General features: G+C 69.9%; 25 protein-coding genes, 3 tRNA genes and 1 pseudogene. 6 read left to right on the top strand and 23 right to left on the bottom strand.

The annotated features are described in order from the left end of the window. Positions 1-44: 44 nt before the first annotated feature. A complete protein-coding gene (locus ACGFNU_RS07080) occupies positions 45-1,100 on the top strand; it encodes an adenosine deaminase (protein ID WP_392590917.1) in 1,056 nt (351 codons plus the stop codon). Here the strand turns inward: ACGFNU_RS07080 and ACGFNU_RS07075 are convergent. From ACGFNU_RS07075 to ACGFNU_RS07030, 10 genes are all read right to left on the bottom strand, one after another. Continuing rightward, entirely contained in the window at positions 1,079-2,563 is a 1,485-nt protein-coding gene (locus ACGFNU_RS07075) for an MFS transporter (RefSeq protein WP_392590915.1), read from the bottom strand. The two genes, ACGFNU_RS07080 and ACGFNU_RS07075, sit on opposite strands and share 22 nt — an antisense overlap. 87 nt (positions 2,564-2,650) lie before the next feature. Next, positions 2,651-3,196, bottom strand: coding sequence for a TetR/AcrR family transcriptional regulator (locus tag ACGFNU_RS07070; protein WP_392590914.1), 546 nt, complete (start codon positions 3,194-3,196; stop codon positions 2,651-2,653). A 16-nt stretch (positions 3,197-3,212) separates the two neighbouring features. After that, entirely contained in the window at positions 3,213-3,872 is a 660-nt protein-coding gene (locus ACGFNU_RS07065) for a GntR family transcriptional regulator (protein WP_392590912.1), read from the bottom strand. 202 nt (positions 3,873-4,074) lie between these two features. Beyond that, positions 4,075-4,662: a TMEM165/GDT1 family protein gene (locus ACGFNU_RS07060; protein ID WP_392590911.1), complete on the bottom strand. Its 588-nt coding sequence runs from the start codon at positions 4,660-4,662 to the stop codon at positions 4,075-4,077. 228 nt (positions 4,663-4,890) lie between these two features. Beyond that, positions 4,891-5,958 carry a UDP-N-acetylmuramate dehydrogenase gene (locus tag ACGFNU_RS07055; RefSeq protein WP_392590909.1) on the bottom strand — a complete coding sequence of 356 codons (1,068 nt, stop codon included), beginning with the start codon at positions 5,956-5,958 and terminating at the stop codon, positions 4,891-4,893. Between the two features lie 95 nt (positions 5,959-6,053). After that, positions 6,054-6,479, bottom strand: a complete 426-nt coding sequence (locus tag ACGFNU_RS07050; protein ID WP_392590908.1) for a MaoC family dehydratase — start codon at positions 6,477-6,479, stop codon at positions 6,054-6,056. Continuing rightward, positions 6,479-6,916 (bottom strand): MaoC family dehydratase N-terminal domain-containing protein, encoded by a 438-nt coding sequence (locus tag ACGFNU_RS07045; RefSeq protein WP_392590906.1) that lies wholly within the window; start codon positions 6,914-6,916, stop codon positions 6,479-6,481. Before ACGFNU_RS07045 ends, ACGFNU_RS07050 begins: the two co-directional genes overlap by 1 nt. A gap of 426 nt (positions 6,917-7,342) precedes the next feature. Further along, a complete protein-coding gene (rpmG, locus tag ACGFNU_RS07040; protein WP_026404241.1) occupies positions 7,343-7,507 on the bottom strand; it encodes a 50S ribosomal protein L33 in 165 nt (54 codons plus the stop codon). A 122-nt stretch (positions 7,508-7,629) separates the two neighbouring features. Further along, positions 7,630-7,703 (bottom strand) — tRNA-Met (locus tag ACGFNU_RS07035). Positions 7,704-7,816: 113 nt separating this feature from the next. Then, a tRNA-Thr gene (locus ACGFNU_RS07030) sits at positions 7,817-7,889 on the bottom strand. A 133-nt stretch (positions 7,890-8,022) separates the two neighbouring features. Here ACGFNU_RS07030 and ACGFNU_RS07025 point away from each other — a divergent pair. Beyond that, positions 8,023-9,057 (top strand): hypothetical protein, encoded by a 1,035-nt coding sequence (locus ACGFNU_RS07025; protein ID WP_392590903.1) that lies wholly within the window; start codon positions 8,023-8,025, stop codon positions 9,055-9,057. Positions 9,058-9,060: 3 nt separating this feature from the next. Here ACGFNU_RS07025 and ACGFNU_RS07020 read toward each other — a convergent pair whose 3' ends face one another. The 3 genes from ACGFNU_RS07020 to ACGFNU_RS07010 form a co-directional block, all read right to left on the bottom strand. Then, positions 9,061-9,801 (bottom strand): protein phosphatase 2C domain-containing protein, encoded by a 741-nt coding sequence (locus ACGFNU_RS07020; RefSeq protein ID WP_392590901.1) that lies wholly within the window; start codon positions 9,799-9,801, stop codon positions 9,061-9,063. 84 nt (positions 9,802-9,885) lie between these two features. Beyond that, on the bottom strand, positions 9,886-10,401 hold the full coding sequence (locus tag ACGFNU_RS07015; RefSeq protein WP_392590899.1) for a PH domain-containing protein: 516 nt from the start codon (positions 10,399-10,401) through the stop codon (positions 9,886-9,888). Positions 10,402-10,480: 79 nt separating this feature from the next. Next, on the bottom strand, positions 10,481-11,389 hold the full coding sequence (locus tag ACGFNU_RS07010; RefSeq protein WP_392591037.1) for an NADP-dependent oxidoreductase: 909 nt from the start codon (positions 11,387-11,389) through the stop codon (positions 10,481-10,483). A 130-nt stretch (positions 11,390-11,519) separates the two neighbouring features. Between ACGFNU_RS07010 and ACGFNU_RS07005 the strand changes: the two genes are divergently transcribed. Further along, entirely contained in the window at positions 11,520-12,395 is an 876-nt protein-coding gene (locus ACGFNU_RS07005; RefSeq protein WP_392590897.1) for an NAD(P)H-binding protein, read from the top strand. Here ACGFNU_RS07005 and ACGFNU_RS07000 read toward each other — a convergent pair. Both ACGFNU_RS07000 and ACGFNU_RS06995 read right to left on the bottom strand, forming a co-directional pair. Further along, positions 12,382-12,834, bottom strand: coding sequence for a nitroreductase family deazaflavin-dependent oxidoreductase (locus tag ACGFNU_RS07000; protein ID WP_392590895.1), 453 nt, complete (start codon positions 12,832-12,834; stop codon positions 12,382-12,384). The two genes, ACGFNU_RS07005 and ACGFNU_RS07000, sit on opposite strands and share 14 nt — an antisense overlap. A 41-nt stretch (positions 12,835-12,875) precedes the next feature. Next, positions 12,876-13,634, bottom strand: coding sequence for a DUF6348 family protein (locus ACGFNU_RS06995; RefSeq protein ID WP_392590893.1), 759 nt, complete (start codon positions 13,632-13,634; stop codon positions 12,876-12,878). 323 nt (positions 13,635-13,957) lie between these two features. Between ACGFNU_RS06995 and ACGFNU_RS06990 the strand changes: the two genes are divergently transcribed. After that, a complete protein-coding gene (locus ACGFNU_RS06990) occupies positions 13,958-14,260 on the top strand; it encodes a hypothetical protein (RefSeq protein ID WP_392590891.1) in 303 nt (100 codons plus the stop codon). 251 nt (positions 14,261-14,511) lie between these two features. On the opposite strand, the gene ACGFNU_RS06985 is transcribed toward ACGFNU_RS06990, so the two are convergent. Next, a tRNA-Tyr gene (locus ACGFNU_RS06985) sits at positions 14,512-14,593 on the bottom strand. A 226-nt stretch (positions 14,594-14,819) separates the two neighbouring features. Here ACGFNU_RS06985 and ACGFNU_RS06980 point away from each other — a divergent pair. Continuing rightward, complete coding sequence (locus ACGFNU_RS06980) at positions 14,820-15,308, top strand: YajQ family cyclic di-GMP-binding protein (RefSeq protein WP_392590889.1); 489 nt, start codon at positions 14,820-14,822, stop codon at positions 15,306-15,308. A gap of 353 nt (positions 15,309-15,661) precedes the next feature. Beyond that, positions 15,662-16,054, top strand: coding sequence for a hypothetical protein (locus ACGFNU_RS06975; RefSeq protein WP_392590887.1), 393 nt, complete (start codon positions 15,662-15,664; stop codon positions 16,052-16,054). A gap of 36 nt (positions 16,055-16,090) precedes the next feature. Here ACGFNU_RS06975 and htpX read toward each other — a convergent pair whose 3' ends face one another. The 7 genes and pseudogenes from htpX to ACGFNU_RS06940 form a co-directional block, all read right to left on the bottom strand. Next, positions 16,091-16,948, bottom strand: a complete 858-nt coding sequence (htpX, locus tag ACGFNU_RS06970; protein ID WP_392590885.1) for a zinc metalloprotease HtpX — start codon at positions 16,946-16,948, stop codon at positions 16,091-16,093. A gap of 105 nt (positions 16,949-17,053) precedes the next feature. Continuing rightward, positions 17,054-18,577: an NADH-quinone oxidoreductase subunit N gene (locus ACGFNU_RS06965; RefSeq protein WP_392590884.1), complete on the bottom strand. Its 1,524-nt coding sequence runs from the start codon at positions 18,575-18,577 to the stop codon at positions 17,054-17,056. A gap of 4 nt (positions 18,578-18,581) precedes the next feature. Beyond that, positions 18,582-20,087 carry a NuoM family protein gene (locus ACGFNU_RS06960; protein ID WP_392590882.1) on the bottom strand — a complete coding sequence of 502 codons (1,506 nt, stop codon included), beginning with the start codon at positions 20,085-20,087 and terminating at the stop codon, positions 18,582-18,584. Continuing rightward, positions 20,084-22,042 carry an NADH-quinone oxidoreductase subunit L gene (locus tag ACGFNU_RS06955; protein ID WP_392590880.1) on the bottom strand — a complete coding sequence of 653 codons (1,959 nt, stop codon included), beginning with the start codon at positions 22,040-22,042 and terminating at the stop codon, positions 20,084-20,086. Before ACGFNU_RS06955 ends, ACGFNU_RS06960 begins: the two co-directional genes overlap by 4 nt. 104 nt (positions 22,043-22,146) lie before the next feature. Further along, positions 22,147-22,443: pseudogene (gene nuoK, locus ACGFNU_RS06950) on the bottom strand (NADH-quinone oxidoreductase subunit NuoK); the annotation flags it as partial. Further along, positions 22,443-23,030 (bottom strand): NADH-quinone oxidoreductase subunit J, encoded by a 588-nt coding sequence (locus ACGFNU_RS06945; RefSeq protein WP_392590878.1) that lies wholly within the window; start codon positions 23,028-23,030, stop codon positions 22,443-22,445. The pseudogene nuoK and the gene ACGFNU_RS06945, both read right to left, overlap by 1 nt. A gap of 91 nt (positions 23,031-23,121) precedes the next feature. Next, positions 23,122-23,658 carry a NuoI/complex I 23 kDa subunit family protein gene (locus ACGFNU_RS06940; protein WP_392590876.1) on the bottom strand — a complete coding sequence of 179 codons (537 nt, stop codon included), beginning with the start codon at positions 23,656-23,658 and terminating at the stop codon, positions 23,122-23,124. Between the last annotated feature and the right edge of the window lie 31 nt (positions 23,659-23,689).

Below are 23,689 nucleotides of genomic sequence, written 5' to 3'. Positions count from 1 at the left end.
GCATCCGCGCACGTACGGGACCCAAGATCGGGCAACATTGGTTCATGGAGGCCCGTTTCCGACCCGCACCGCGTGATCTCGCCGCACTGCCCAAGGCTCATCTGCACCTGCACTTCACCGGCTCGATGCGGCACTCGACCCTGGTCGAGCTCGCCGCCGAGCGCGGCGTGCACCTGCCGGACGCCCTGGTCGACGACTGGCCCCCGCACCTGCAGGCGACCGACGAACGCGGCTGGTTCCGGTTCCAGCGGCTGTACGACATCGCTCGTTCGGTGCTTCAGACGCCTGATGACCTGCGCCGGCTGCTGCGCGAGACGGCGGAGGACGAGGCCGCCGAGGGGTCGGGGTGGCTGGAGATCCAGGTCGACCCGAGCGGGTACGCTGCGCGCTTCGGCGGGCTGACGCCGACCGTCGAGCTCGTCCTCGACGCGGCCCGCGAGGCCGAGGCGGCCACCGGGGTGGGCATCGGGCTGGTCATCGCGGCCAACCGGACCCGGCATCCGCTCGACGCCAAGGCCCTCGCCCGGCTGGCGGTGCGCTACACCGACCGGGGCGTCGTCGGCTTCGGCCTGTCGAACGACGAGCGCCGCGGCCGGGCGTACGACTTCGAGGGCGCGTTCCGCATCGCGCGCCGCGGCGGCCTGCTCGCCGCCCCGCACGGCGGTGAGCTGCTGGGTCCCCAGAGCGTGCGCGAGTGCCTGGAGACCCTGGAGGCCGACCGCATCGGGCACGGAGTGCGGGCCGTCGAGGACCGCCGCCTGCTGGAGAGGATCGTCGATCGCGGCGTCACGCTGGAGGTGTGCCCGGCCTCCAATGTCGGCCTCGGGGTCGCCCGCACGGCCGCCGACGTGCCCGTGCGCGACCTGTTCGAGGCGGGCGCCCGGCTCGCCCTCGGTGCCGACGACCCGCTGCTGTTCGGCTCGCGGCTCGTCCGGCAGTACGAGCTGGCCCGCTCCAACCATGGGTTCACCGATGCGGAGCTGGCCGAGCTCGCCCGCCAGTCGATCCGCGGATCGGCCGCCCCCGAGGCCGTCCGCAAGCGTCTCCTCGCCGACATCGACGCCTGGCTGGCGTCGCCTCAGGCCGACGTGGGCACCTGAGCCGGAGCCGGCTCGCCGGACTTGCCCGGCTCGACCGGCGCGGTCGGCTCGGCCGATGCGCCCGGCTCGACCGGCGCCGGAGCGGAGGCCGCCTCGACGGGTGCGGGCAGGCGGGCCGGGATCATCAGGGCGATGACGACCGCGACGGCCAGCACGGCGGCGCCGCTCCAGGTCGCGGCGGTGAGGCCGGTCGTGAACGAGGCGGGGCTCTCGAAGTCGCCGTTGGCGGCGAAGACCGCGCCGAGCACAGCGATGCCCAGCACCGTGCCGAGCTGGCGAAGCGCGTTGCTGACGCCGGACGCGACGCCGGTGAACTCCTGCGGCGCGAAGGCGAGCACCAGCCGGGCCTGCGGCGAGAAGAACAGCCCCATGCCGATGCCGGCCAGGACGAACGCGGGCAGCAGCGCCGAGTAGGAGACGGTGGCGGTCGTCACCGCGCTCATCCAGACGATCCCGGCGGTCTGGAACGCCAGCGCGATCACCAGCACGTTGCGCGGGCCGATGCGGGCCATCAGCGGGGCGGTGAGCGGGGCGACCAGCACGGGCATCGCCGTCCACGGCAGGGTCCGGACACCGGCCTCAAGAGGTGACATGCCCTGCACGCCCTGGAGGAACTGCGCGAGCAGGAAGACCGCGCCGAACATGCCGAACGACATCACCAGGGCGGCTCCGTTGACCGCGCTGAAACCGCGTCCACGGAACAGCGCCAGCGGCAGCATCGGGTGGGCGGCGCGCGCCTCGTACACCAGGAAGGCCACCAGGACGGCCGCGCCGGCGATCAGCGACGCGAGGACGAGGCCGCTGGTCCAGCCCCGGCCGTTGCCCTCGACCAGGCCGAGCACGACGCCGAGCAGACCGGCGCTGACCAAAAGCGTGCCGATGAGGTCGAGCGGCTTGCGCGGGCCGTGGCTCTCGGTCAGGAACGGCCGGGCGAGGGCCAGCAGGGCGACGCCGATCGGCACGTTGATCCAGAAGATCCACTGCCAGGTGGCGTAGTCGGTGAGCGCGCCGCCGACGACGGGGCCGAGCGCGACCCCGAGGCCGCTCATGGCGCCCCAGGCCGCGAGGGCCTGGCCGCGCTTGGCCGCGGGCACCGCCGCGGCGAGCATGGTGAGCGTCAGCGGCGTGATGATGGCGGCGCCGGCGCCCTGGACCGCGCGGGCGGCGATCAGCGTGCCGATGCCGGGGGCCAGGGCCGCGGCGGCCGAGGACGCGGTGAAGACGGTCAAGCCGATCATGAAGAGCCGGCGGCGGCCGAACCGGTCGGCGACGGCGGCGCCGGTGAGCAACAGGACGGCGAACGTGAGCGTGTAGGCGTTGACGGTCCATTCGAGCGCTTCGAGGCCGGTGCCGAGGTCGGCCCGGATCGAGGGCAGCGCGTTGGTGACGATCAGGTTGTCGAGGGACACCATGAACAGCGCGATGCCGGTCACGATGAACGTTCTGAGCGGGTGGTGCCGCATGGCCTTTCTCCTTGGTTAGTTATCGGTCACTAACTTTGATGCCGAAAAAAATAGGCGGGCGGAGGCGGACGCGAACGTCCCGGGGTGTCAGGTGTTCTCGGCCCATTCGATGAGCGATCGGCCCAGCTCCGGGCCAGGGGTGTAGGGGACGTCGAGCGCGGTGAGGATGTTGAGCAGCATGCCCCTCGCCACGAACGTCGCGATCGCGTCGGCCGGCTCGCCGGTCAGCTCGGCGATGGTGCGCCACAGCTTGGCCCAGCGGGCGTTCCCGATCTCCCGCACCTCCTCGTCGTCGAGCGCGGTCGCGTAGAGCTGCAACTGGAACTTGAGCTGGACACCGGAGTCGAGCAGCTGCCGGTAGCGGGCGCCCATGGCGACGAGCGCCTCTTGGCCGTACTTGCCGCCCGCGGCCTCGCGCATCGCCTCGTCCATCTCGTCGAAGCAGCGCTCCACCGCGGCGAGGAAGAGGGCGCGCTTGGACGGGAAGAGCCGGAAGAGGTACGGCTGCGACACGCCGACGCGCTTGGCGATCGCGGCGGTCGAGGTGCCCTCGTAGCCGGTGCGCCCGAACTCGCAGATCGCCACGCGGACGGTCTCCTCGCGCCGCTCGTCGGCGCTCATGCGTGGGCTCATGCGGCTAAGTTAGTGGTCAATCACTAACTTCGTCAAGCATCACCCGCCACATTCCCTGCCGTTCCAGATGGGCGATGAGGAGCTCGCCCGCCTGGGTGATGTGCAGCCGCATGGCCTCGCTCGCCGCCTCGGGGTCGCCCAGGCTCAGCGCCGCCATGATCTGGTCGTGATCCCGTACGGCCACGGCCGGCCAGTCCGGCAGCCGCCCGTACAGGCCGCGCGGTACGTAACGCGCGACCGAGCCCAGCGACCAGGCCAGCTTCGGTGATTCCGCCGCCAGATTGATCGCCCGGTGGAACGCGTGGTTGTGCTCCTCGACATGATCGACCCGGCCGGCGCCCACCGCCTGGCCGAGCGCCCGGTGGATCGCGGTCAGCTCCCGGAGCGACTCCGGCCCGATCAGGCCGGCCGCCCGCGTGGTCAGCTGGGCCGCGATGGTCGCCTGTACCCAGAACAGGTCCTTGACGTCCTGTTTGGACAGCGGCGCGACGACGAAACCGCGCCGCGGCTCCAGCTGTACGAAACCCTCACTGCGCAGGGACTGCAACGCCTCCCGCACCGGCGTCACGCTGATGCCGAAGTCGAGCGCGAGCTTCTCCAGCCGGAGGAACTCGCCCGGACGCACCCGGCCTTCCATGATCAGCTCACGGATGCGGGCAGCGACCTCGTCGCTCAACTGAGGACGCAGTCCCAGACCCCGTTGGGGTCGCGGAATGGCCACCTCGTACTCCGCCCCATCAAGGCCCTCGCGGGTGCGATGAGCCTTGCCCCTCATGATGCGCGCGAAATCGCCCATGTGGAACGCACAGAGCACCTGCGACCCTGAGAAAACAATTGTTACCGCCGCGCACGACCTGTCAGCAATTGCTCGCTTCGCGTCACCGCAGGTCGCGGACGCCCTCGGCGAGCAGCAGCACCCCGAAGATCGCGAAACCCGCCGCCGCGCCGTACCGGATCACCCGCTCGGGCAGCCGCCGGCCCAGCATCCGGCCGGCCACGATGGCGAGCGCGTCGGCGGCGACCATGCCGACCGTGGAGCCGAGCCAGACACCGGTCAGGCCGGCCACACCGCCGTGGTCGGCGGCCAGCGTGACCGTGGCGAGCATCGTCTTGTCGCCGAGCTCGGCGAGGAAGAACGCCGCGCCCACCGCGAGGATCGCCGATCCGGTGGCCCGGCGGGCCTTGGCGCGCTCGTCGTCGTCGAGCTCGTCGCCGCGCAGCGTCCAGGCCGCGAAGCCGAGGAACGCCACCCCGGCGAGGACCGAGATCGGCCCGGTGGGGATCGCGGCGCCCAGCGCGGCGCCGAGCGCCACGCTGGCCAGGTGCACCACGGCGGTCGCGGCGGTGATGCCGGCGAGCACCGGAAGCGTCCGGAAACGCGTGGCGAAGGTCATGGCCATGAGCTGGCTCTTGTCGCCCAGCTCCGCGACGAAGATCACGACCAGGCTGATGATGAACGCGGACACCGCTTCCCTCTCACTCGGTAGCCGAGCGGAGGGCGGGAATCTCGCCGGTCAGGGCGCACGACCTCGGCCCGGCATGGCTGCCAGACCGAAGGTCTCGTCCGCCCGCGCGAATGCGGGCCCGGGCGACCGGGCGCCCCCTGAATGCGGGCCGCCAGTATGTCGATCGCTCGATTGGGACTACTCCCCCTCGACGCCGACCAGGCTAGCAGCCAGCCGACGACCCCCAGCTCAGAGGGTGACGCCGATGAAGACGGGCTCGTTGACCAGCTCGACCCCGAACGCTTCGCGTACTCCGGCGCGCACATGCCGGGCCAGCGCCAGCAGATCCTCGGTGCGGCCGCCATCGGGGTTGGTGAGGGCCAAGGTGTGCTTGGTGGAGATGCGCATCGGGCCGAGCGTCTCGCCCTTGGCGAAGCCCGCCCGGTCGATCAGCCAGGCGGCGGAGGTCTTGGTGCGGCCGCCGCTTTCGGGATAGCGGGGGAACGCGGCGTCAGGGCCGAGCCGTTCGGCGACGCGGCGTTCGAGCTCGGCGAGCTGCGCCGTGTCCAGGATCGGATTGGTGAAGAAGGAGCCGGCGCTGCGGGTGTCGGGATCGTCCGGGTCGAGCACCATGCCCTTGCCGCGCCGGAGCTCCAGCACGGCGTCGCGGGCCTCCTTGAGCGCGACACGATCACCGGGCTCGGCGCCCAGCTTGCGGGCGAGCTCGGCGTACGCGATCGGCTGCGACTCCTCGGACTGGCTCAGCGCGTACGTCACGTCCAGGACCACGTAGCGGTCGGAGCCCTTGAAGACGCTGTGCCGGTAGGTGAAACGGCAGGCGTCGCGGTCGAGGGCGACGATCTTGCGGGACTCCCTGTCGTAGGCGCGGACCTCGACGATCGTCTCGCTGACGTCCTGCCCGTACGCGCCGACGTTCTGGATCGGGGTGGCGCCGACGCGGCCGGGGATGCCCGCCAGGCACTCTACCCCGGCGAGCCCGTCCTCGACGCAGCGCGCGACGAACGGATCCCACTCCTCGCCCGCCTGCACCCGCACCAGCACCCGCCCGCCCTCGGCCGGAACGATCTCGGTGCCGCGCGTCCCGACATGCACGACGGTGCCGGGGAAACCCTCATCGGAGACCACGAGGTTGCTGCCGCCGCCCAGCACCAGCACGGGCACGCCGTCCTCGTCGGCCCGCCGGACCGCGGCGACGATCTCCGCCTCCGTCGTCGCCTCGACGAAACGGCGCGCCGGGCCACCGAGCCGAAGCGTGGTGTAGCCGGCCAGGTTCACATCCTCCGCGAACACTGCCACGCGGTCTTCCCCTCCCGTACGTCCACCCCGATCGTAATGGCCCCCACCTCAGGACCGCGGGACGGTGGCTCGGAGGCGGGGGCGGAGACGGAGGGTCAGGCGAGCCGGACCACGGCCTTGGCGCGGGTGAGGACCTTCTGCTCGTTGGACCGGGCGGTCAGCGCGACGACGACCTTGTTGTCGTCGAGCTTCTCCTCGACCTTGCCGCTGATCTCCAGAGCCGCGCCACCCTGGTCGGGCACCACGACCGGCGCCGAGAACCGGACCCCGTAGTCGACGACCGCGCCCGGGTCGCCCACCCAGTCGGTGACGAACCGGCCGCCCTGGGCCATCGTGTACATGCCGTGCGCGATCACGTCCGGCAGGCCGACCTGCTTGGCGAAGCTCTCGCGCCAGTGGATCGGGTTGAAGTCGCCGGAGGCACCGGCGTACATGACCAGGTTGGTCCGGTCGATCTCGTAGGTCTGCGCGGGGATCTCCGTGCCGACCTCGACGTCGCTGTACTTCACCTTGGCGGTCATCAGGCCCCCCGCTCCACGATCGTGTTGAACGTCTTGACGATCAGCTCGCCGTCGACCGTCGAGATGTCGGTCTCGATGTCCATCTTCTCGTTCTTGCCGATCGACTTGATCAGCGTGATCGTGGACGTGCAGGTCACCACGTCGCCGGCCTGGAGGGGACGCCGGTACTCGAAGCGCTGCTCGCCGTGCACCACCATCGCGAGGTTGAGCCCGAGGTCGGGGTCCATCAGCGCGGCGCCGCCGAGCGAGACCACGATCGGGAAGGTCGGCGGGGCGATGACGTCGGGGTGCCCGGCCGCCTTGGCCGCCTCCGGGTCGCGGTAGATCGGGTTGCGGTCCCCGATCGCGTCCGCGAACTCGCGGATCTTCACCCGGCTGACCTCGTACGGCTCACTGGGCGGGAACGTCCGCCCGATGAAATCACGGTTGAGTGCCATGCAATCCGTCCCTCCAGGTGCGACAGGGCCACCGCTGCGGCCCGCGGCAGGCGCGTGCTTCTCGTCTCGGACGGACCGTAACAGAACGACGTTCAGCCCGCCCTCGCGGGTATCCGCGGGGACGGGCTGAGGACGTCAGAGCAAGCGATGGGAAGTCGCCATCCAACCTGATGTGCCGGTCAGGGGCCCTCCGGCCCGTGCGGGCGAGGGGACCTCAGCACGGCGAGCCACCGGCGGTTCGTCGCGACCGGCGGTTCGTCGCGACCGGCGGTTCGTCGCGACCGGCGGTTCGTCGCGACCGGCGACGAGACTCGGGCGGTCATCGCGGAACGGTCACCGCGATCACGATCGCGAGGTCGTCACCGCGATCACGATGCGACCGCGACCGCCGCCGCGACTCGCGGAGAGCCGCCGCCGTCGTGATGACTAGCGGGTCTCGCGGTGCGGACGGTGGGTCCGGCAGTTGGGGCAGTACTTCTTGATCTCGAGGCGGTCCGGGTCGTTGCGCCGGTTCTTCCTCGTGATGTAGTTGCGGTGCTTGCACTCCTGGCAGGCCAGCGTGATCTTCGGCCTAACGTCGGTGGCAGCCACGATGGAGTGCCTTTCTGACTAGGGACTTGGACATACGTTGCAATCCTGGGCCGTCCGGGCGGACAGCCCCTGATCTTGAGCACCGGCCATCCCGCCCGGTGCAGGGACGAGAGGTCGGGTAGTAGCGAGGGCCGGACTTGAACCGGCGACACAGCGATTATGAGCCGCTTGCTCTGCCTGACTGAGCTACCCCGCCGTGATGGTCGGTGTGGACCGATAGGTCAGGATACCCGATGGTCACGACACCTCGGAAAACCGAACAACCCCGGCCCGCTCCGAGCGGACCGGGGGAGGATGCGGGTTTCCTTGAGCCCCTTTACGGAATCGAACCGTAGACCTTCTCCTTACCATGGAGACGCTCTGCCGACTGAGCTAAAGGGGCCTATCGCCTTGGCGACGGGTGTAACCATACACGGCCTGCGGACCGGATACGAAATCAAATCCGGCCCCCTGGCGCACGGCCTCCGGGAACACCGGCGACGGGCGATCACACGCGATATGCCAAGGTGATCGACATGAGTGACTTCCTCCGCCACGTGGACGCCACGGTTCAGGCCGCCGTCGCCGAGGACCAGGCTTTCAGTGATCTGATGCCCCGGTTGATGAGCGAATCGCAGGGCGCTCCCCCCGCCGTCCTCAACATGGCGATGATGAAGATGGGCGAGGGCATCGCCGCCGCGCCGCCGAACCTCGGCTGCTGGCTCGCGGTGATCGCTGGTTCCTGGGTCGAGAACGGCGCCACGGTCTTCGGCGTCGGTGAGCCCGTGCTGGACCGGCTGCTGGCGGTCGCCGAGAGCGGCGTCGCGTTCGCCGCGGCCTGGCAGAAGGCGACCGGCCAGCAACCGCCCGACCCCGAGGGGCAGCCGTCGCAGCAGATCGTCGACACCGTCTCGCGGGACTTCGACGACCCGGTCGCGGCGATGATGTCGTGGTTCTCGATGGAGAAGTTCGCGCTGTCGGCCAACACGATGTTGTCGGCGTCGGCGGACCTGCGCGCCTCGGTGACCGACCGGGAGACCAAGTCCGATCTCGTCCGGCAGCTCGCCGAGCACTCCGCGAAGATGGACTGGGTGGCGCGGCTGCTCCGGGTGCTGGACGGCGAGCGGCTGCTCGTTCTGGACCGTTCCTCCGGGCAGGGCTGGACGGTCTCCATCGGCGGCGTCGGCGACAACTTCCAGCTGCACGTCCTGCTCGGGGGCGCCCTCCTCGGCCGTCCCGGCGGCATGCCGGGCGAGCCGGTGCCGGCCGAGCTGGTCTCGTGGTTCACCGATACCGACGTGCCCGACCGGGGCCCGATCGTGAACAGCTTCTGGAACCTGGTCGACGCGCACGGCGAGTGGATCTACAACGAGGGTGTCCCCGCCGACATCCCCGTCGTCAACGGCGTGCGGGTCGTCGTGCTCGACCCGCCCTCGTACCGGCGGTCCTTCCCGGCGGGCCGGAAGCATCCGATGATGATCGGGCGGCTGACGGTCGAAGGCAGGCACCTGCCGGACGACCTGGCCGGCTGGTGGCAGCACATCGCTCCGGCCAACAACCCCGTCGGATAACCGTCAGAAGCGCACCATCACGGCCGTCGCGTCGTCGTAGCGCTTGCCCCGGAGCATCGTCTCCGTCGCCTCCGCCTCCCTCGTCCGCCTGATGACCTCGCGCGGCCCGGCCTGGTCGAGCAGGTCGAACAGCTCGTCCCAGCCGATGCGTTCGAACCGCTCGACCAGCCGGGCCGCGCCGTCGCTCAGCAGGGCCGCGCGCCGCACCCGATCGATCGAGATCTCGCCGGCGAGCGCCTCGTACGCCGCCTCCGGGCGGGTGCTCGCCACCCAGAAGCCGCCTGGGCTGTTGCGCGCCGCCCGGACCGCCTCGTCGGTGTAGCTCGGCAGCTCGTCCACCCGCCCGTCGCGGACGACCCGTACCTCGTCACCGAGATCGAGCAGGACCGGCGAATCCGCCAGGACGAGGTATTCGATCCGGTCGCCGGCCCGCCGGAGCAGGGCGACGGTGCTGGACGGACTGTCGGGATTGTCCAGGTCGCAGGTGTCCGCGTGGAGCTCGCGCACACCCTTGATCGAGTCGGCCAGCAGGTCCACCAGCGACGTGCCGTCCTCCAGCATCAACCGCGCGCCGAGCTCCGCCCCGAGCCGGCGGACGAGCCAGGCCGGATCGTGGACGCATCCGCTCTCCACGCCGGGACGCGCGGTGGCCCCGTCGAGGACGGCCACCCATCCCGGTCCTGCGACGACGTAGTCCTCGTTTCCCCGCCCGGGCGTCGCGTCGCTCGCGAAACTCACCTGCACGCTGAAGGCCTTCCCCTCACACCGCTCCGGGCGGCTTCCGACGACAACGGCCTTACCTGGGGTACCGCAGCAGTCCCGTCCGGGCTAGGGAACGGTGGCGATGTGTCTCTGCCACTCCTCCCAGAGCTCGGCATGCAGCTTGTAGAGGCCGCACGGCTCGTCTCCTGACGGCTCGTACAGCCGGGTCCCCGGCTCCGGCGACCTGCTCCGGCCGGTGGGGAAGATCACGGCGGCGTGTTCACGTTCGGCCGTCCGCATGTGGAGGTACCAGCCCGGGCCGACCCCCGCGGCGTCCGCCGTGATCTCGGTGATCTCCTCCCATGCCAGGCGCCGCTGGTGGAATCCCCAGACGACCTTGATCCCGGACGCGTCGACGACGGTCCGCGTACGGAGGAACGCGACGCACACCACGGCCAGCACAAGGAACAACGCCCCTCCGATGGCGCGGGTGCCAGCGGAGGGGTTGGACCGGCCGGAGATCTCCCCGGTGAGGAGAAGCGTGGCGGTGAGCCCGCAGAACGCGGCCATGACGACCATCACACCGAGGAATCGCCAGCCACGCAGCGTCCGGGGATACGTTGCGGTGTCGCTACCTGACATGCCGCCACAATTTCACGGCATCCACCCAAAGCGCGATCAGCCGTTGGACGGAAGCCCTGGGGGATCGCGGCAAGGCGCGTCAGATCTCCAGCACGATCTTGCCGGGAACGCCGCGCTTGCCCTGGAACGCCGCCTTCGTCTCGGCCAAGGGGTGAACGGCGCCCACATGCGGCCGGAGCCGGCCCGCCTCGGCACGCCGTCCGAGCTCGGCGAGCTGATCACGGTTGGGCTCGACGATGAAGAAGAGCGCCCGTCCCTCTTCAGGCCGGACGGGCGGCGGGGCGGTGACCGAGACGAGCGCGCCGCCCGGCTTGACCTTCGCCGCCGAACGTTCGAGCAGCTCGCCCCCGATGGTGTCGAAGACCAGATCGACCGCCTCCACGTCCTCGAACCGTTCCCGCTCCAGATCGACGAACGTCTGGGCGCCCATCTCCATCGCCACTTCAGCGGCCCGTCCCCGGCCCGTGGCGATGACCTCGGCCCCGGCCTCGCGGGCCAGCTGCACGGCCATCACGCCGGTCCCGCCGCCGGCTCCATGGACGACGACGCGCTGACCCGGCTTCAGCCCACCGTGGGCGAAGAGCCCCTGCCAGGCGGTCAGCCCGGCCAGGGGCAGCGCGGCCGCCTGGACGTAGGTCAGCGACTCGGGCATCAGCGCGAGGTTGCGCGCCTCGACGGCCACGTACTCCGCCGCCGCACCGTCCCGATGCCAGTCGGTCAGCCCGAAGACACGGTCACCGACCGCCAGGCCACTCGTTCCGTACCTGACCTCGGAGACGACACCGGCGACCTCATGGGCCGGAATCGACGGCGTCCGGTCTCGGCCCGCCCGATCGACCCACGTCGCGGGCCACTCCAGTTCATCCGGAACGAAGCCGGCCGCGCGAACCTCCACGACCACGTCGCCGGTGGCGGCGTGCGGAAGCGGCGCGTCCTCCAGGACGAGCCCATCGCTCCCACCGCGTTTATGAATACGCACTGCTCTCATGGTCACCCATCCTCTCCTTCATGCCAGGTAGACAACGCAGCCCACCCGTATGTGACAAGAGCTCGAAAGCGGCCAGAAGCTGTCCTCTTTCGTTCGTAGGGTTCCCATCGAGCCGACAGAGAGGAACGTCATGACCATCGCCGTCACCACTCCGACCGGGCACGTCGGGTCCCGCGTGGTCCGGTTGCTGCTGCAGGCAGGCGTCCGGCCCCGGGTCCTGGTCCGCGACCCGGCGCGGCTGGACGCCGCGACCCGCGAGCGCGTCGACGTACGGCGCGGTGACCTGACCGACGCCGCGTTCGTCCGCGAGGCGACGGCCGGCGCGCGGACGGTCTTCTGGGTCGACCCGACTCCGCCCTCCGCGGAGGACCCGATCGAAACCTCGGAACGGACCGCCTCCGGCATCGTGGAAGCCGCCCGAGCCGGCGACGTCGCGCGGGTGGTGCTCCTCAGCAGCGTCGGCGCCGAGAAACGTCACGGCGCCGGCCACATCGACGCCCTGGCCCGGATCGAGGAACAGCTCGACGCCACCGGCGCCGACACACTGCACCTGCGCTGCGCCTACTTCTTCACCAACCTGCTGATGGACCTGGACGACCTGGCCCGCGGTGTGCTGACCACAGCGTTCACGCCCGACATGCCCATGCCGTGGGTGGACCCGCGCGACATCGGCGACGTCGTGGCCGCCCGGCTGCTCAACGACGCGTGGAAGGGCCGCACGGTGCAGGCCGTCCACGGGCCCGAGGACCTCACGTTCGAACAGGTCGCGCGAACGCTGACCGAAGTACTGGCCCGTCCCATCCAGCTCAAGCCCGTCGGGGACGACGACGTCCGTGCCGCGCTGCGTTCGGCGGGCCTGTCTCCCAGCGCCGTGGACGGCATCGTGGGCATGACCGCCGGGACACGCGACCTGATCCCCGAGCAGCCACGCGACCTGGTGACCACGACGCCCACGACCCTCGCGGCCTGGGCCTACGTCCACCTGCGCCCGGCTATGGCAGCGTAAGCCGGACAATCGGGTATTCGCGGTCGGACTTGCTCTGGTACTTGGCGATCCGAGGCTGAGCCTTGGCGATGCGCTCCCAAGCCTGCTCACGCTCAGCGCCCTCAAGCCGCTGCGGCGTCACCGGCTTGGCCTCCTGCCCCGGCAGTTCCACCGAGGCCTGCTCGGGGTGCGCCATCAGATTGACGTACCAGTCCGGGTCGAGGTCTCCCCCACCCGACCCGATGGCCAGCCGGCCATCCTCCCCGTCGGGGAACCACACCACGGGCGTCTCCCGCGCCTGCCCGCTCCGCCGCCCCACGGTGTGCAGGACCAGCACGTCCATCCCCATGAACTTGTCACGGCCCCGCCGCATCTTGCGTATCAGACGGTTGTTCATCCGGTGCTGCATCCACCGGGAGAACGCGGACGTCCCCTTCTTGGCCTTCTGCTCCTGCGCCATTGCCTACCTCCAGTCGTCGTGAAGGCAACGCTAGGCGCGGCTCAGGGACCGACGCTTCTCGAATCCTGATCGCTGACCGGCACAAGAAGACCAAAGAGCCGCACCGCGACACGTCCCTCGGCCAGAGGCGCCCGACTCCCTGCCACCACCGCCTCTCCACCGACCCACCGTTCGCCGTCCAGAAGCACCTCATTGGTCTGCAACCGGCCATCGAGGTAGGCGATGAAGAAACGTAGCCCGTGCACCTTCCGGATGAGCGGCTCCGAGCGCAGCGCCTCCAGCAGCCGATCGAGCAGGGGCCCGGCACCCGGCACTGGCCGGTCGGTGAACATGTTGAGCTGAGCACCCAGAACGAACTCGAACCCCCCATCCGGGTGCTCATACCGCTCCCGCTGCACCTGGTCAGGAGCAGCACGAAACAGCCCCTCCACAATCGGATGCAAAGCACCACGTTCGAACTTGTTCACCGCCCCACCAACAGCCTCGCGCCAAGTAACACCGTGCCCGGCGAAGCTCTCCACCAGTGTCTTGGCCAGAGCCGGATGCGACACGGCGAAGTCGACCTGAGCCATCACACCGGCCGGCGCCGGGTGAGCAAACAACTTCGCGCCAACCCTGACGTCTCCGTTGAGCACCACGCCATGCCCTCGCAGAAGGCCCTCGAAAATCCCCAGCGCCGAAGGCACACCACCATCGCCTGCCTCGACCAGCAGCAAATCCTCGGTCAATGCGGCCTCGCTGAACACCAGATCCGATAGCCGCGACCCGGCGTGCGCCAACGCCGCCACGAACGGGCTCACCCGAAAGGCTCACCCGCCCGCCGGGAGTCACCACCCCGTCCGGAAACGCGACGTCCGGCAGCAGCCGCCGCGTGTACGCCATGGGCAAGAAAATGAGCAGCCGCTCAGCAAGCCAAGGCTCGACACCGCCCCCACACTTCCTCATCAGTGGGCGGCTCCTCACCCGCACAAAACGCGGCGACCCCAACCTCAACGGCATCATCAAAGAGCATCGCGAAACCCTACCCCCGCGGCCATAGCCTGTAAGCCCCAAGGTCGCCCAGCCATCTCAGATCAACCGCGTCGCTGAAGGGGAAGTTGAATGAGCGGAGGACCCGTCAACGGTGTGGCACTCAGCCCAGGGGTGGGGAGTCCTCGTTTCACCCGACGTCCCCGGCGACGTTCGGGTGCACTTCTCGGCGATCTGGAACAACGAGCCAGACACCTTCCGGAGCCTGTCCCCCAAAGAACCAATCGTCTTCACCTGGGAGCGAGCCGATCAAGACGGCTACTCCTTCACCGCGGCCGAGGTGCGCCGACCAGAAGACGTCGGCGACTCCACAGTCTGGGGCATGCCCCAACCCACCACACCAGCCGGCGGCAATGCCTACTCCTCCACCCTGCACATCACCTGGGACCCAGAGTGACAACCACCTGGGCCGGATTCCCAGTCCTCCGACGAAACGCCCCGCCTGTCGCGCCCAGAGAGTTCAAGATCACCGCCACCGAGGCCATATCGCCTCCAATTGCGACGTGCACACACCCTGCGCCACACCGCAGCGCCTCGGATTCGAACCGGCCAGCCGTGGGGGCCATAGACGAACGAGTGCGGTCCGACAGCAACAAAAACGGCCTCTCGCCAGTGTCAGCACTGGTGAGAGGCCGTTTCTCTGTGGTGTGGCGGGTGCAGGGTTCGAACCTGCGTAGGCTAAGCCGACGGATTTACAGTCCGCTCCCATTGGCCACTCGGGCAACCCGCCGTGGCGTCGCTCTCGCGACGGCACTGGAAAGAATAGCGGACCCCGGCAGTGCTCGTGACATCAGTATCGGCGGTTGACGATCAGGGGTTGCGGGCGTTGGGGCGGCGCCCGGTGATCCTCGGTGGTCTTCTCCGAGGACGGTGCGCTGCGGCGGCCGAACGTGTCTGGCGCGGCGTCTCGCTACGCTCTGGGGACTACCACAAGAAGCAGACGAGAATGGTGTTCCATGGCCGACTCATCGTTCGACATCGTGAGCAAGCTGGACCGGCAGGAGGTCGACAACGCCCTGAACCAGGCCGCCAAGGAGGTGGCCAACAGGTTCGACTTCCGGAACGTGGACGCCGGGATCAAGTGGTCCGGCGAGACCATCGAGGTCCAGGCCAACACCGAGGAGCGGGCGAACGCCGTCCTGGACGTCCTGAAGGACAAGCTGGTCAAGCGGAGCATCTCGCTGAAGGCCATCGACCCGGGCGAGCCCAAGCTCTCGGGGAAGGTCTACAAGCTGAGCGTCGCCCTCAAGGAGGGCATCTCCCAGGAGGACGCCAAGAAGATCGGCAAGATCATCCGCGAGGAGGGGCCGAAGGGGATCAAGGCCCAGATCCAGGGGGACGAACTGCGGGTGAGCTCGAAGAAGAAGGACGACCTGCAGGACGTCATCTCCCTGCTGAAGGGCAAGGACCTCGACGTCGCCCTGCAGTTCACGAACTACCGGTAAGACACGCGGCCGGCACGCTGAGGGGATGACGTGCCGGCCGCGAGTGCTTTCAAGCAACGAGCGCGCCGGCCGTCTTCCCCCGCAGAAGGCGCCCGGCGCGCCCGCACTACTTATGACGGGGGAAGGCGCCGGAAGGTTCAGAACGAATTTTGAGCCCGTGGCAGAGCGCCGACAGGACGTGGTCAAGGGCCGTGGCGGGCGCAACTGGCGAAGTCAATGACTTTTAGTTGTTTGCTTTGCACTGATGGTAGTTACCGGTGGTGGGCAACGGGAAGACCCGTCTCGGCGCCCTTCAGGCGTCGCCCGGACGCAAACGTTCGGGGAAACCAGATCACCGAACTCCGGGGAAGACCATGCTCAGCACGAAAAAGCTGTTCGCGTCCCTGACTCTCAGCACGTTCGCCGTCGGTGGCGCCATGGTCGTGGACGGGGCGGCGCAGGCGAGCACCGCCGACGTCGCGACCACGTCCGCGGCACCGGCGCCCGCCGCCGAGCCCTTGTGCAGGTTCAAGGTCCGCAGCAAGTACCGCCGGGTGATCGTGCGCAAGGCCAAGAAGAGGGGTCACTACCTCCGTGTCGGCAGGCCGATCGGCTATCTCAAGCCGCGAGAGGAGACCATCGGCACCTGCAAGAGCTACCGGGGCTGGCACATCGTCGGCGGTCACCGGTTCGGCAAGCCCAAGGCGAAGGTGGCCGGCGCCGTGTGGCACTCCTCCCTCTTGAGGATGGGCAAGTTCGTGCAGTAGGTGCTGTTCGCCCGGCGGCCTCAGGGCCGCCGGGCGTCAGCGGGAGTGGCCGGCCATCCGCTCCAGGCGGGCGATGCGCTCGGCCGTCGGCGGGTGGGTGGAGAAGAGCTTGCCCATGCCGCCGCCCCGGAACGGGTTGGCGATCATGAGGGAGCTGGTCGAGGCCAGCTCGGGGTCCTGCGGGAGCGGCATCGCCTGCGTCCCGGCCTCGATCTTGCGGAGGGCGCTGGCCAGCGCCAGGGGGTCGCCGGTGAGCTGGGCCCCGGACGCGTCGGCGGCGAACTCGCGGGTGCGGCTGATCGCCATCTGGACGACCGCGGCGGCGATCGGACCGAGGATCATCATCAGCAGGGCGCCGAGGAGACCGGGGCCGTCATCGTCGTCGGAACGGCCGATCGGCAGGAAGATCGCCAGGTGCGACAGGTACGTGATGACGGTCGCGATCGCGGCGGCCACGGAGGAGATGAGGATGTCGCGGTTGTAGACGTGGGAGAGTTCGTGGCCGAGCACCGCCCGCAGCTCCCGCTCGTCCAGCATCCGCAGGATTCCGCGCGTGCAGCAGACCGCCGCGTTGCGCGGGTTGCGCCCGGTGGCGAACGCGTTGGGCTGCATGGTCTCCGACACGTAGAGCCTCGGCATCGGCTGCCGCGCCGACGTCGCCAGCTCGCGGACCAGCCGGTAGAGCACCGGTGCCTCGACCTCGCCGACCGGGTGGGCGCGCATCGAGCGCAGCGCGATCCGGTCGCTGAAGAAGTACGCGATGCCGTTGGTGCCCAGCGCGATGAGAAGCGCGATGAAGAGGCCGGCGCTGCCGCCCAGTACCCAGCCCACCGCGAGCATCAATGCCGACAGCGCACCGATCAGAGCCGCCGTCTTGACGCCGTTGAACTGCACTTCTGTCCTGCCTCCCCGTTCGTCCCGTCCCTTGTAAAAACGGTTTGACCTGGCCGAATGTTCCACGGTCAGGCGCCGTCAAACAGGTGTGGAAGGGCTGGCAGGTCAGCTCACTGCGGTGACGGTCTGCAGGACCAGCTGCGGCGCCACCGAGAGGACGACGGCACCGGCGGCCGTCGCCGCGATGGCTGCGCGCACCGGGAAGCTTCCAGGCCCAGCGGCGACCAGGTACGGGCGTCCCGCTGGCGTCGCGAACAGCCGGACGGCCCAGACCAGGTAGTAGTAGAGCCCGATCACGGTGTTGATCGCCATGACGACCGCCAGCCACGTGACGTCGCCCGCGACCACTGCGCGGAACACCACCACCTTGGCGAAGAGGCCCATGACGCCCGGCGGCAGCCCGGCCAGGCAGATCAAGAAGAACGCCAGGGACGCGCCGATCGCCGGGTTGTGACGCGCCAGTCCGCGATAGTCGTCCAATGTGTCCCACTCGGCGGTGGCGCCATGCTCGGCGAAGCCTTGGTTCATCCGTGCGCGGAACGCGATGACCACGGCGAACGCACCTAGGTTCATCACCGCGTAGAGCGCGACGTACGCCGTCGTGGCGGCGACCGCCTCCGGCAGGCGGTGAGTGCCTACCGCCAACGGCGCGAGCATGTATCCCGACTGCGCCACCGACGACCAGGCCAGCAGGCGGATCGCAGTGCGTTGCCGCAGGGCCATCAGGTTGCCGAGCGTCATCGTCAGCGCGGCCAACAGCGCGACCACCGGACCCCAGACGTGCGCGTACGCGGGGAAGCCGAGCGCCAGGACGATCGCCAGCCCCGCGAACCCGGCCGCCTTGGACACCACCGAGAGGAACGCGGCGACCGGCAGCGGCGCGCCCTGGTAGACGTCGGGCGCCCAGAAATGGAACGGCACCGCGGCGACCTTGAAGCCGAAACCCACCAGGACGAGCACGATCCCGACGCCCACGACCGGGTCGTACTCGCTGGGCAGGCGTTCGAGTGCCGGCGCGATGCGGTCGAGGTGCATCGCGCCCGTCGCCCCGTACACCAGGCTGATCCCGAACAGCATCAGCGCCGCCGAGACGACCGAGACCAGGAAGAGCTTCAGCGCCGCCTCCGAGCCCGTGCCGCTGTACCTCTTCAACGCGACGAGCGCGAACACCGGCAGCGACAGCGTCTCCAGCGCCACGACCAGCAGCACCAGGTCACGCGCGGCCACGAGGCTCAGCGCACCGACGATCGCCGACAGCAGCAGGAAGTGGTACTCCCCCGCCGGCATCTCCGACTCGGTGATCTCGCGCAGCGACAGCAGGACGACGATGACGGCGGCCGCCAGCACGACGCCCTGGAAGAGCAGCGTGAAGTCGTCCGCCACGTACGAGCACGACCGCGGGCCGTTGCCGCGCAGGTCACCCGGCAGGCAGAACGTGGCGCGGCGGTCGCCGAACGCCAGCGCCACGACGCTCAGCAACGCCGCGGCGAGCGCTCCGCCGCTGAGCAGGCCGATGAGCCGGCGCGGCAGGTCGAACGCGTCGGCCAGCAGCAACACGATCGCGGCCACCGCCACGATCAGCGCCGGCGCGATCGCGGCGTAGTCGATGCTCTGGATCACCTGGCCCATGACGTCAGCCACCTCCCAGCAGCGCCCGTACGGGGGCGGTGGTCACTTCGAGCAGGGCCTTGGGCCAGAGGCCGACGAGCAGCGTCAGGACGATGAGGGGCGTCCAGGCCGCGTACTCGTACACGGAGATCCCGGCTACCTGCCGCGCGGCGACGACCTCCGACGGCGGCCCGTGGGTGATCTTGGCGAGCATGCGCAGGAAGTACGCGGCGGTCAGCACCGCGCCGAGCCCGCCGATCGCCATGAACGTGACGAACGTCTCGCGGGGCAGATCGCCGTGCGGCTTGTACGCGCCGAGCAGCGCCAGCATCTCGCCCCAGAATCCCGCCAGCCCCGGCAGTCCGAGGCTCGCGACCGAGGCGAACGTGAGGATCGAGGCCAGCCGGGGCGCCTTCGCCAGCATCCCGCCGCCCAGCACGTCCAGGTCACCCGTGCCGTACCGCTCCTTGACCGCCCCGGCGAGGAAGAACAGCAGCCCTGTGATCAGGCCGTGCGCGATGTTGCCGAACAGCGCCGCGTTCAGCCCGACCGGCGTCAGCGTCGCGATGCCCAGCAGGACGAAGCCCATGTGCCCGACCGACGAGTACGCGATCATCCGCTTGAGGTCGCGCTGGGCCAGGCAGGCGAGCGCCCCGTACACGATCCCGATGACGGCCAGCAGCCCCAGCCAGGGCGCCCAGAACTCGGCGCCCTCCGGCGCTCCGGGCACCGCGACCCGCACGAAGCCGTACGTGCCCATCTTCAGCAGTACCCCGGCCAGCAACACCGAGCCGACCGTCGGCGCCTCGGTGTGCGCGTCCGGCAGCCAGGTGTGCAGCGGCCACATCGGGGCCTTGACCGCGAACCCCAGCCCCATCAGCAGGAACGCCGTCACCTGGATGCCGTGGCCGACCCCGGCGCCCTGCCGCGTGGCGAGCTCGGTCATGTCGAGCGTGCCCGCGTTGACGGCGACGAGCAGCATGCCGACCAGCAGCAGGCCGGACCCGAGAAGCGTGTAGAGGATGAACTTGTACGCGGCCGCCCGCCGTCCCGCGCCGCCCCACAACGCGATCACCACGTACATGGGAATCAGGACGACTTCGAAGAACACGAAGAAGAGCACGAGGTCGAGCGCCACGAACGTGCCGAGGAGCCCGACCTCCAACACCAACAACAACGCGGTGAGTAGCCGTGCTGACCCGCCGAGCGGTGGGTGGTTGATTGTGTAGAGGAAGCACAGGAACGTCAGTAGGGCGGTGAGGACTACCAGCGGCAGGGAGATGCCGTCCACGCCTAGGTGGAAGCGCAGTCCGACTGAGGGCGCCCACTTCTCGTTTACGCCGAACTGCATGCGCGTGGGACTGCCGAAGTCGAACGCGGCCAGAGCCACGACCGCCACTAGCAACGTCAGCCCGGAGACTGCCACGCCGTAGCGGCGGACGGCCACGTCGCCCGGGAGGAAGCGCGCCGCGGGCAGGAGCAGCAGCAGCGCTCCGGCGAGCGGTATCCCCACCATCAGCAGGAGGATCACAGGAAGATCACCACCCCGGCGACGATGACGACGGTTCCGGCGAGGACGCCGGTGAGATAGGCCTGCGGGTTGCCGTTCTGTGGCAGGCGCACCAGCTCGCTGAGCCGCCGCGCCGTCCGCGCGGTGCCGACGACCGCGGCGTCGATGCCCCGGCCATCGAACGTGACGACGTACCGGGCCAGCGCCCGTACGGGCCGGACGACCACCGCGTCGTACACCTCGTCCACGTAGAAGGCCCGCAGGAAGACCAGCCGCGCGGGGCCGAGGGCACGGGCGGGGTCGAGCGCCGGGTCGCGGTTCCAGATCACGAACGCCGCGCCCGCACCGGCGAGCACGAACAGCAGCGCCAGCAGCGCCGAGCCGAGGTGCGGCCGCAAATCCTCTTCGCCGCCGCCGAAGAAGCCGATCAGCGCCGAGGGGACGGCGAGCACGGTCACCGTGCCGGCCATCAGCATCGGCGCTTCCTTCAGCTCGTAGGCGTCCTGCCCGCGGTTCTCGCCGAAGAAGGTCATCAGCCACAGCCGCGTCGCGTACGCCGCCGTCACCGCGACTGTCACCAGGAGGCCGAGGTAGACCAGCCAGTCGGCGACCGACGCGCCGTCGCGCGTGGCGGCGTGCTGCGCGGCCTCGATGACCGCGTCCTTGCTGAACCAGCCGCTGGTGGGCGGGACGCCGACGAGCGCGGCGAGGCCGACCGTCATCGTCCAGAAGGTGATCGGCATGCCCTGCCGCAGCCCGCCGTAGTCGCGCAGCATGTTGGAACCGGTGACCACGATGACGCAGCCGGCGGCGAGGAAGAGCAGCGCCTTGAACGCGCCGTGCGTGAGCAGGTGGAAGACCGCGCCGTTCTTGGCGCCCACGGCGAGGCCACCGGCCATGACGGCGAGCTGGCTGACGGTGGAGTAGGCGAGGACGCGTTTGATGTCGTCCTGCGCGAGCGCCGCCAGCGCGGAGCCGAGCATGGAGATGACCGCGAGGACGCCGAGCACGGTGAGCGCGGCGGGCGCCGCGACGAAGACGTCGTAGACGCGCGCGACGACGTAGATGCCGGCCGCGACCATCGTCGCGGCGTGGATGAGGGCGCTGATCGGCGTCGGGCCCGCCATCGCGTCCGGCAGCCAGGTGTGCAGCGGGAACTGCGCGCTCTTGCCCGCCACCCCGGCGAGCAGCAGCAGCGCCGCCGCCGTGACGGTGGTGTGCGGCATCGACGGCGCCTCGTCCAGGACGCGTTCGATGGAGAACGACCCGGCGCCGAGGCCCAGCACGAAGATGCCGAAGAGGAAGCCGACGTCACCGAGCCGCGTCACCAGGAACGCCTTGACCGCGGCCCGCGAGTTGGCCCGCTCCTCCCAGTGGTGGCCGATCAGGAAGTACGAGCAGACGCCCATGACCTCCCAGCCGACGTACAGCAGGAGCAGGTCGCCCGCGAAGACGACCAGCAGCATCGCGGCGGTGAAGATCGAGATGAACGCGGCGTACGAGGAGTAGCGCGGTTCGTGCTTGTTAGGGGCAGGGCTCATGTACGCGACGGAGTAGACCTGCACCGCCAGCGCCACGCAGCAGACCATGAACGCGACGACGGCCGACAGCCCGTCGATCCGCAGGCCGAGCTCGATCTCGACGGTGCCGGTGGGGACGCGGGTGAGGACGCCGGTCCGGTCGCCCGGGTCACTCCACACGGTCAGCCCGATGATCGCGGCGAGGACCGTCGACACGGCGATCGGCACGCACGCGATGAGCGCCGGGCCGTTCTTGAGGAACGAACGTTCGGCGTCGGTGGCGCTGCCCTGCCAGGCCTCCGCGTCTGTCTCCGGTCCGCCGCCCGGCACGGGTTCGGGTGCGGGGGCGGTGGTGGTGCGGGCGCCCAGAAGGCCGCTGAGGCGCGGGCCGAGAAGCATTCCGGCGAACGCGGCGAGGAACGGCAGCAGGATGAGCGCAGAAGCGAGCCCGATCATGTGGGGCTCCCCTCGGTGTGCACGACCGCCCCGCTCTCCGCGTCCCGGCCGCTCTTCCCGTCTTGTTCGCCCTCTTCGAGAGCGTCGCCGCCGGTCTCCTCGGCGAGCGCCCGCAACCGGTCGACGTCGATCATCTGGCGGTTGCGGTAGACCAGCAGGACGATCGCCAGGCCGAGCCCGACCTCGGCGGCGGCGATCACGATCGTGAACAGCGTCAGCACCTGCCCGCCGTGCAGCCGGTCGCGCCACCAGATGTCGAACGTGACGAGGTTGAGGTTGACGGCGTTGAGCATGAGCTCGACCGACATCAGGATCAGGATGGCGTTGCGGCGCGCGAGCACCCCGTACACGCCGATCGAGAACAGCAGCGCCGCGACCACCAGCGGGTAGGCGAGATGCATCAGCCGTTCCCCTCCCCGCGCCCGTCGCGTGCCGGGCCGGGACGGCCAGCGTCCGGGCCGCGCTCAGTCGCCGGACGGCCGCGTCCTGGACCGATGTCCGAACGCGACAGGACGATCGCCCCGACGAGGGAGGCCAGCAGCAGCACCGACAGGACCTCGAACGGCAGCACCCACGTCCGGAACACGCTGGCGCCGAGCTCGTCGGCCGAGCCGCCACCCGGCTTCAACGGCGTGTGCGCGTCGCGGAAGCCCATCACCAGCACCGTCACCAGCACGGCCGCCGTGGCCACCGCGACGCCCGCCGCGACCCACCGGTTGCCGGAGTCGAGGTCCAGCGACTGCCCGATCGGCGCGCGGGTGAGCATGATCCCGAACAGCAGGAGCACCACGATCGCGCCGACGTAGATGAGCACCTGCACCCACGCGACGAACTCCGCCGTGAGGACGAGGTAGCCGCCCGCCAGCGCGCCGAACGACACCACCAGCCACAGCGCCGCGTGCACCAGCTGCCGGGTGGTCACCACGAGCAGCCCGGACCCGACCGCGACGATCCCGAGCAGCGTGAAGACGACCTCCTGCCCGCTCACGCCGCCTCCTCACCTGGCGGCTCGTCAGCCACCTCGCCCAGCGGCTCGGCCATGCGTGAGCTCCGCCGCCGTGCTTTCCGGTTCGCTTCGCTCACGGGGCGCCTCCGGGAGTCCGTTTGGGACGGGCGGCCGCCTTCTCCGCGGCGGCGACCTCCTTGGGCGGCTCCGCACCCGGGTCGTGGGCCTGGGGCGGCGGCACCGTCCACATCCACTCGCGCAGCCGTTCTTTCTCGTGCGTGAGCTCGTTGATGTCGTACTCGGCGTACTCGAACTCGGGCGACCAGAACAGCGCGTCGAACGGGCACGCCTCGATGCAGATGCCGCAGTACATGCACAGCGCGAAGTCGATCGCGAACCGGTCGAGCACGTTCCGCGTCCGCGCGCGGCCACCGCCCTCCGCGGGCAACGTCTCCTTGTGCGAGTCGATGTAGATGCACCAGTCGGGGCATTCGCGCGCGCAGAGCATGCAGACGGTGCAGTTCTCCTCGAGCAGCGCGATCACACCCCGGCTGCGCGGGGCCAGGTCAGGCGCCACTTCCGGGTACTGGCGCGTGATCGAACGCCGGGTCATCGTCCGCAACGTGACCGCGAGCCCCTTGGCCAGTCCGCTTCCTGGTAGCCGTCCCACGCGCCCCATGATTCCTTACGAAGGGCCTCGG

The sequence above is a fragment of the Spirillospora sp. NPDC048911 genome (assembly GCF_043198015.1).
Lineage (GTDB): Bacteria > Actinomycetota > Actinomycetes > Streptosporangiales > Streptosporangiaceae > Spirillospora.
This window is presented reverse-complemented; position numbering and strand designations above follow the sequence as displayed.

Coding starts and splice junctions, on each gene's coding strand:
- ACGFNU_RS07005 (WP_392590897.1), top strand. CDS start 11,520: ATGACCATCGCCGTCACCACTCCGACCGGGCACGTCGGGTCCCGCGTG.
- ACGFNU_RS07075 (WP_392590915.1), bottom strand. CDS start 2,563: ATGCGGCACCACCCGCTCAGAACGTTCATCGTGACCGGCATCGCGCTG.
- ACGFNU_RS07080 (WP_392590917.1), top strand. CDS start 45: ATGGAGGCCCGTTTCCGACCCGCACCGCGTGATCTCGCCGCACTGCCC.
- ACGFNU_RS07025 (WP_392590903.1), top strand. CDS start 8,023: ATGAGTGACTTCCTCCGCCACGTGGACGCCACGGTTCAGGCCGCCGTC.
- ACGFNU_RS07010 (WP_392591037.1), bottom strand. CDS start 11,389: ATGAGAGCAGTGCGTATTCATAAACGCGGTGGGAGCGATGGGCTCGTC.
- ACGFNU_RS06980 (WP_392590889.1), top strand. CDS start 14,820: ATGGCCGACTCATCGTTCGACATCGTGAGCAAGCTGGACCGGCAGGAG.
- ACGFNU_RS06965 (WP_392590884.1), bottom strand. CDS start 18,577: ATGGGCCAGGTGATCCAGAGCATCGACTACGCCGCGATCGCGCCGGCG.
- ACGFNU_RS06975 (WP_392590887.1), top strand. CDS start 15,662: ATGCTCAGCACGAAAAAGCTGTTCGCGTCCCTGACTCTCAGCACGTTC.
- ACGFNU_RS06955 (WP_392590880.1), bottom strand. CDS start 22,042: ATGATCGGGCTCGCTTCTGCGCTCATCCTGCTGCCGTTCCTCGCCGCG.
- ACGFNU_RS07000 (WP_392590895.1), bottom strand. CDS start 12,834: ATGGCGCAGGAGCAGAAGGCCAAGAAGGGGACGTCCGCGTTCTCCCGG.
- ACGFNU_RS07015 (WP_392590899.1), bottom strand. CDS start 10,401: ATGTCAGGTAGCGACACCGCAACGTATCCCCGGACGCTGCGTGGCTGG.
- ACGFNU_RS07045 (WP_392590906.1), bottom strand. CDS start 6,916: ATGGCACTCAACCGTGATTTCATCGGGCGGACGTTCCCGCCCAGTGAG.
- ACGFNU_RS07070 (WP_392590914.1), bottom strand. CDS start 3,196: ATGAGCCCACGCATGAGCGCCGACGAGCGGCGCGAGGAGACCGTCCGC.
- ACGFNU_RS07050 (WP_392590908.1), bottom strand. CDS start 6,479: ATGACCGCCAAGGTGAAGTACAGCGACGTCGAGGTCGGCACGGAGATC.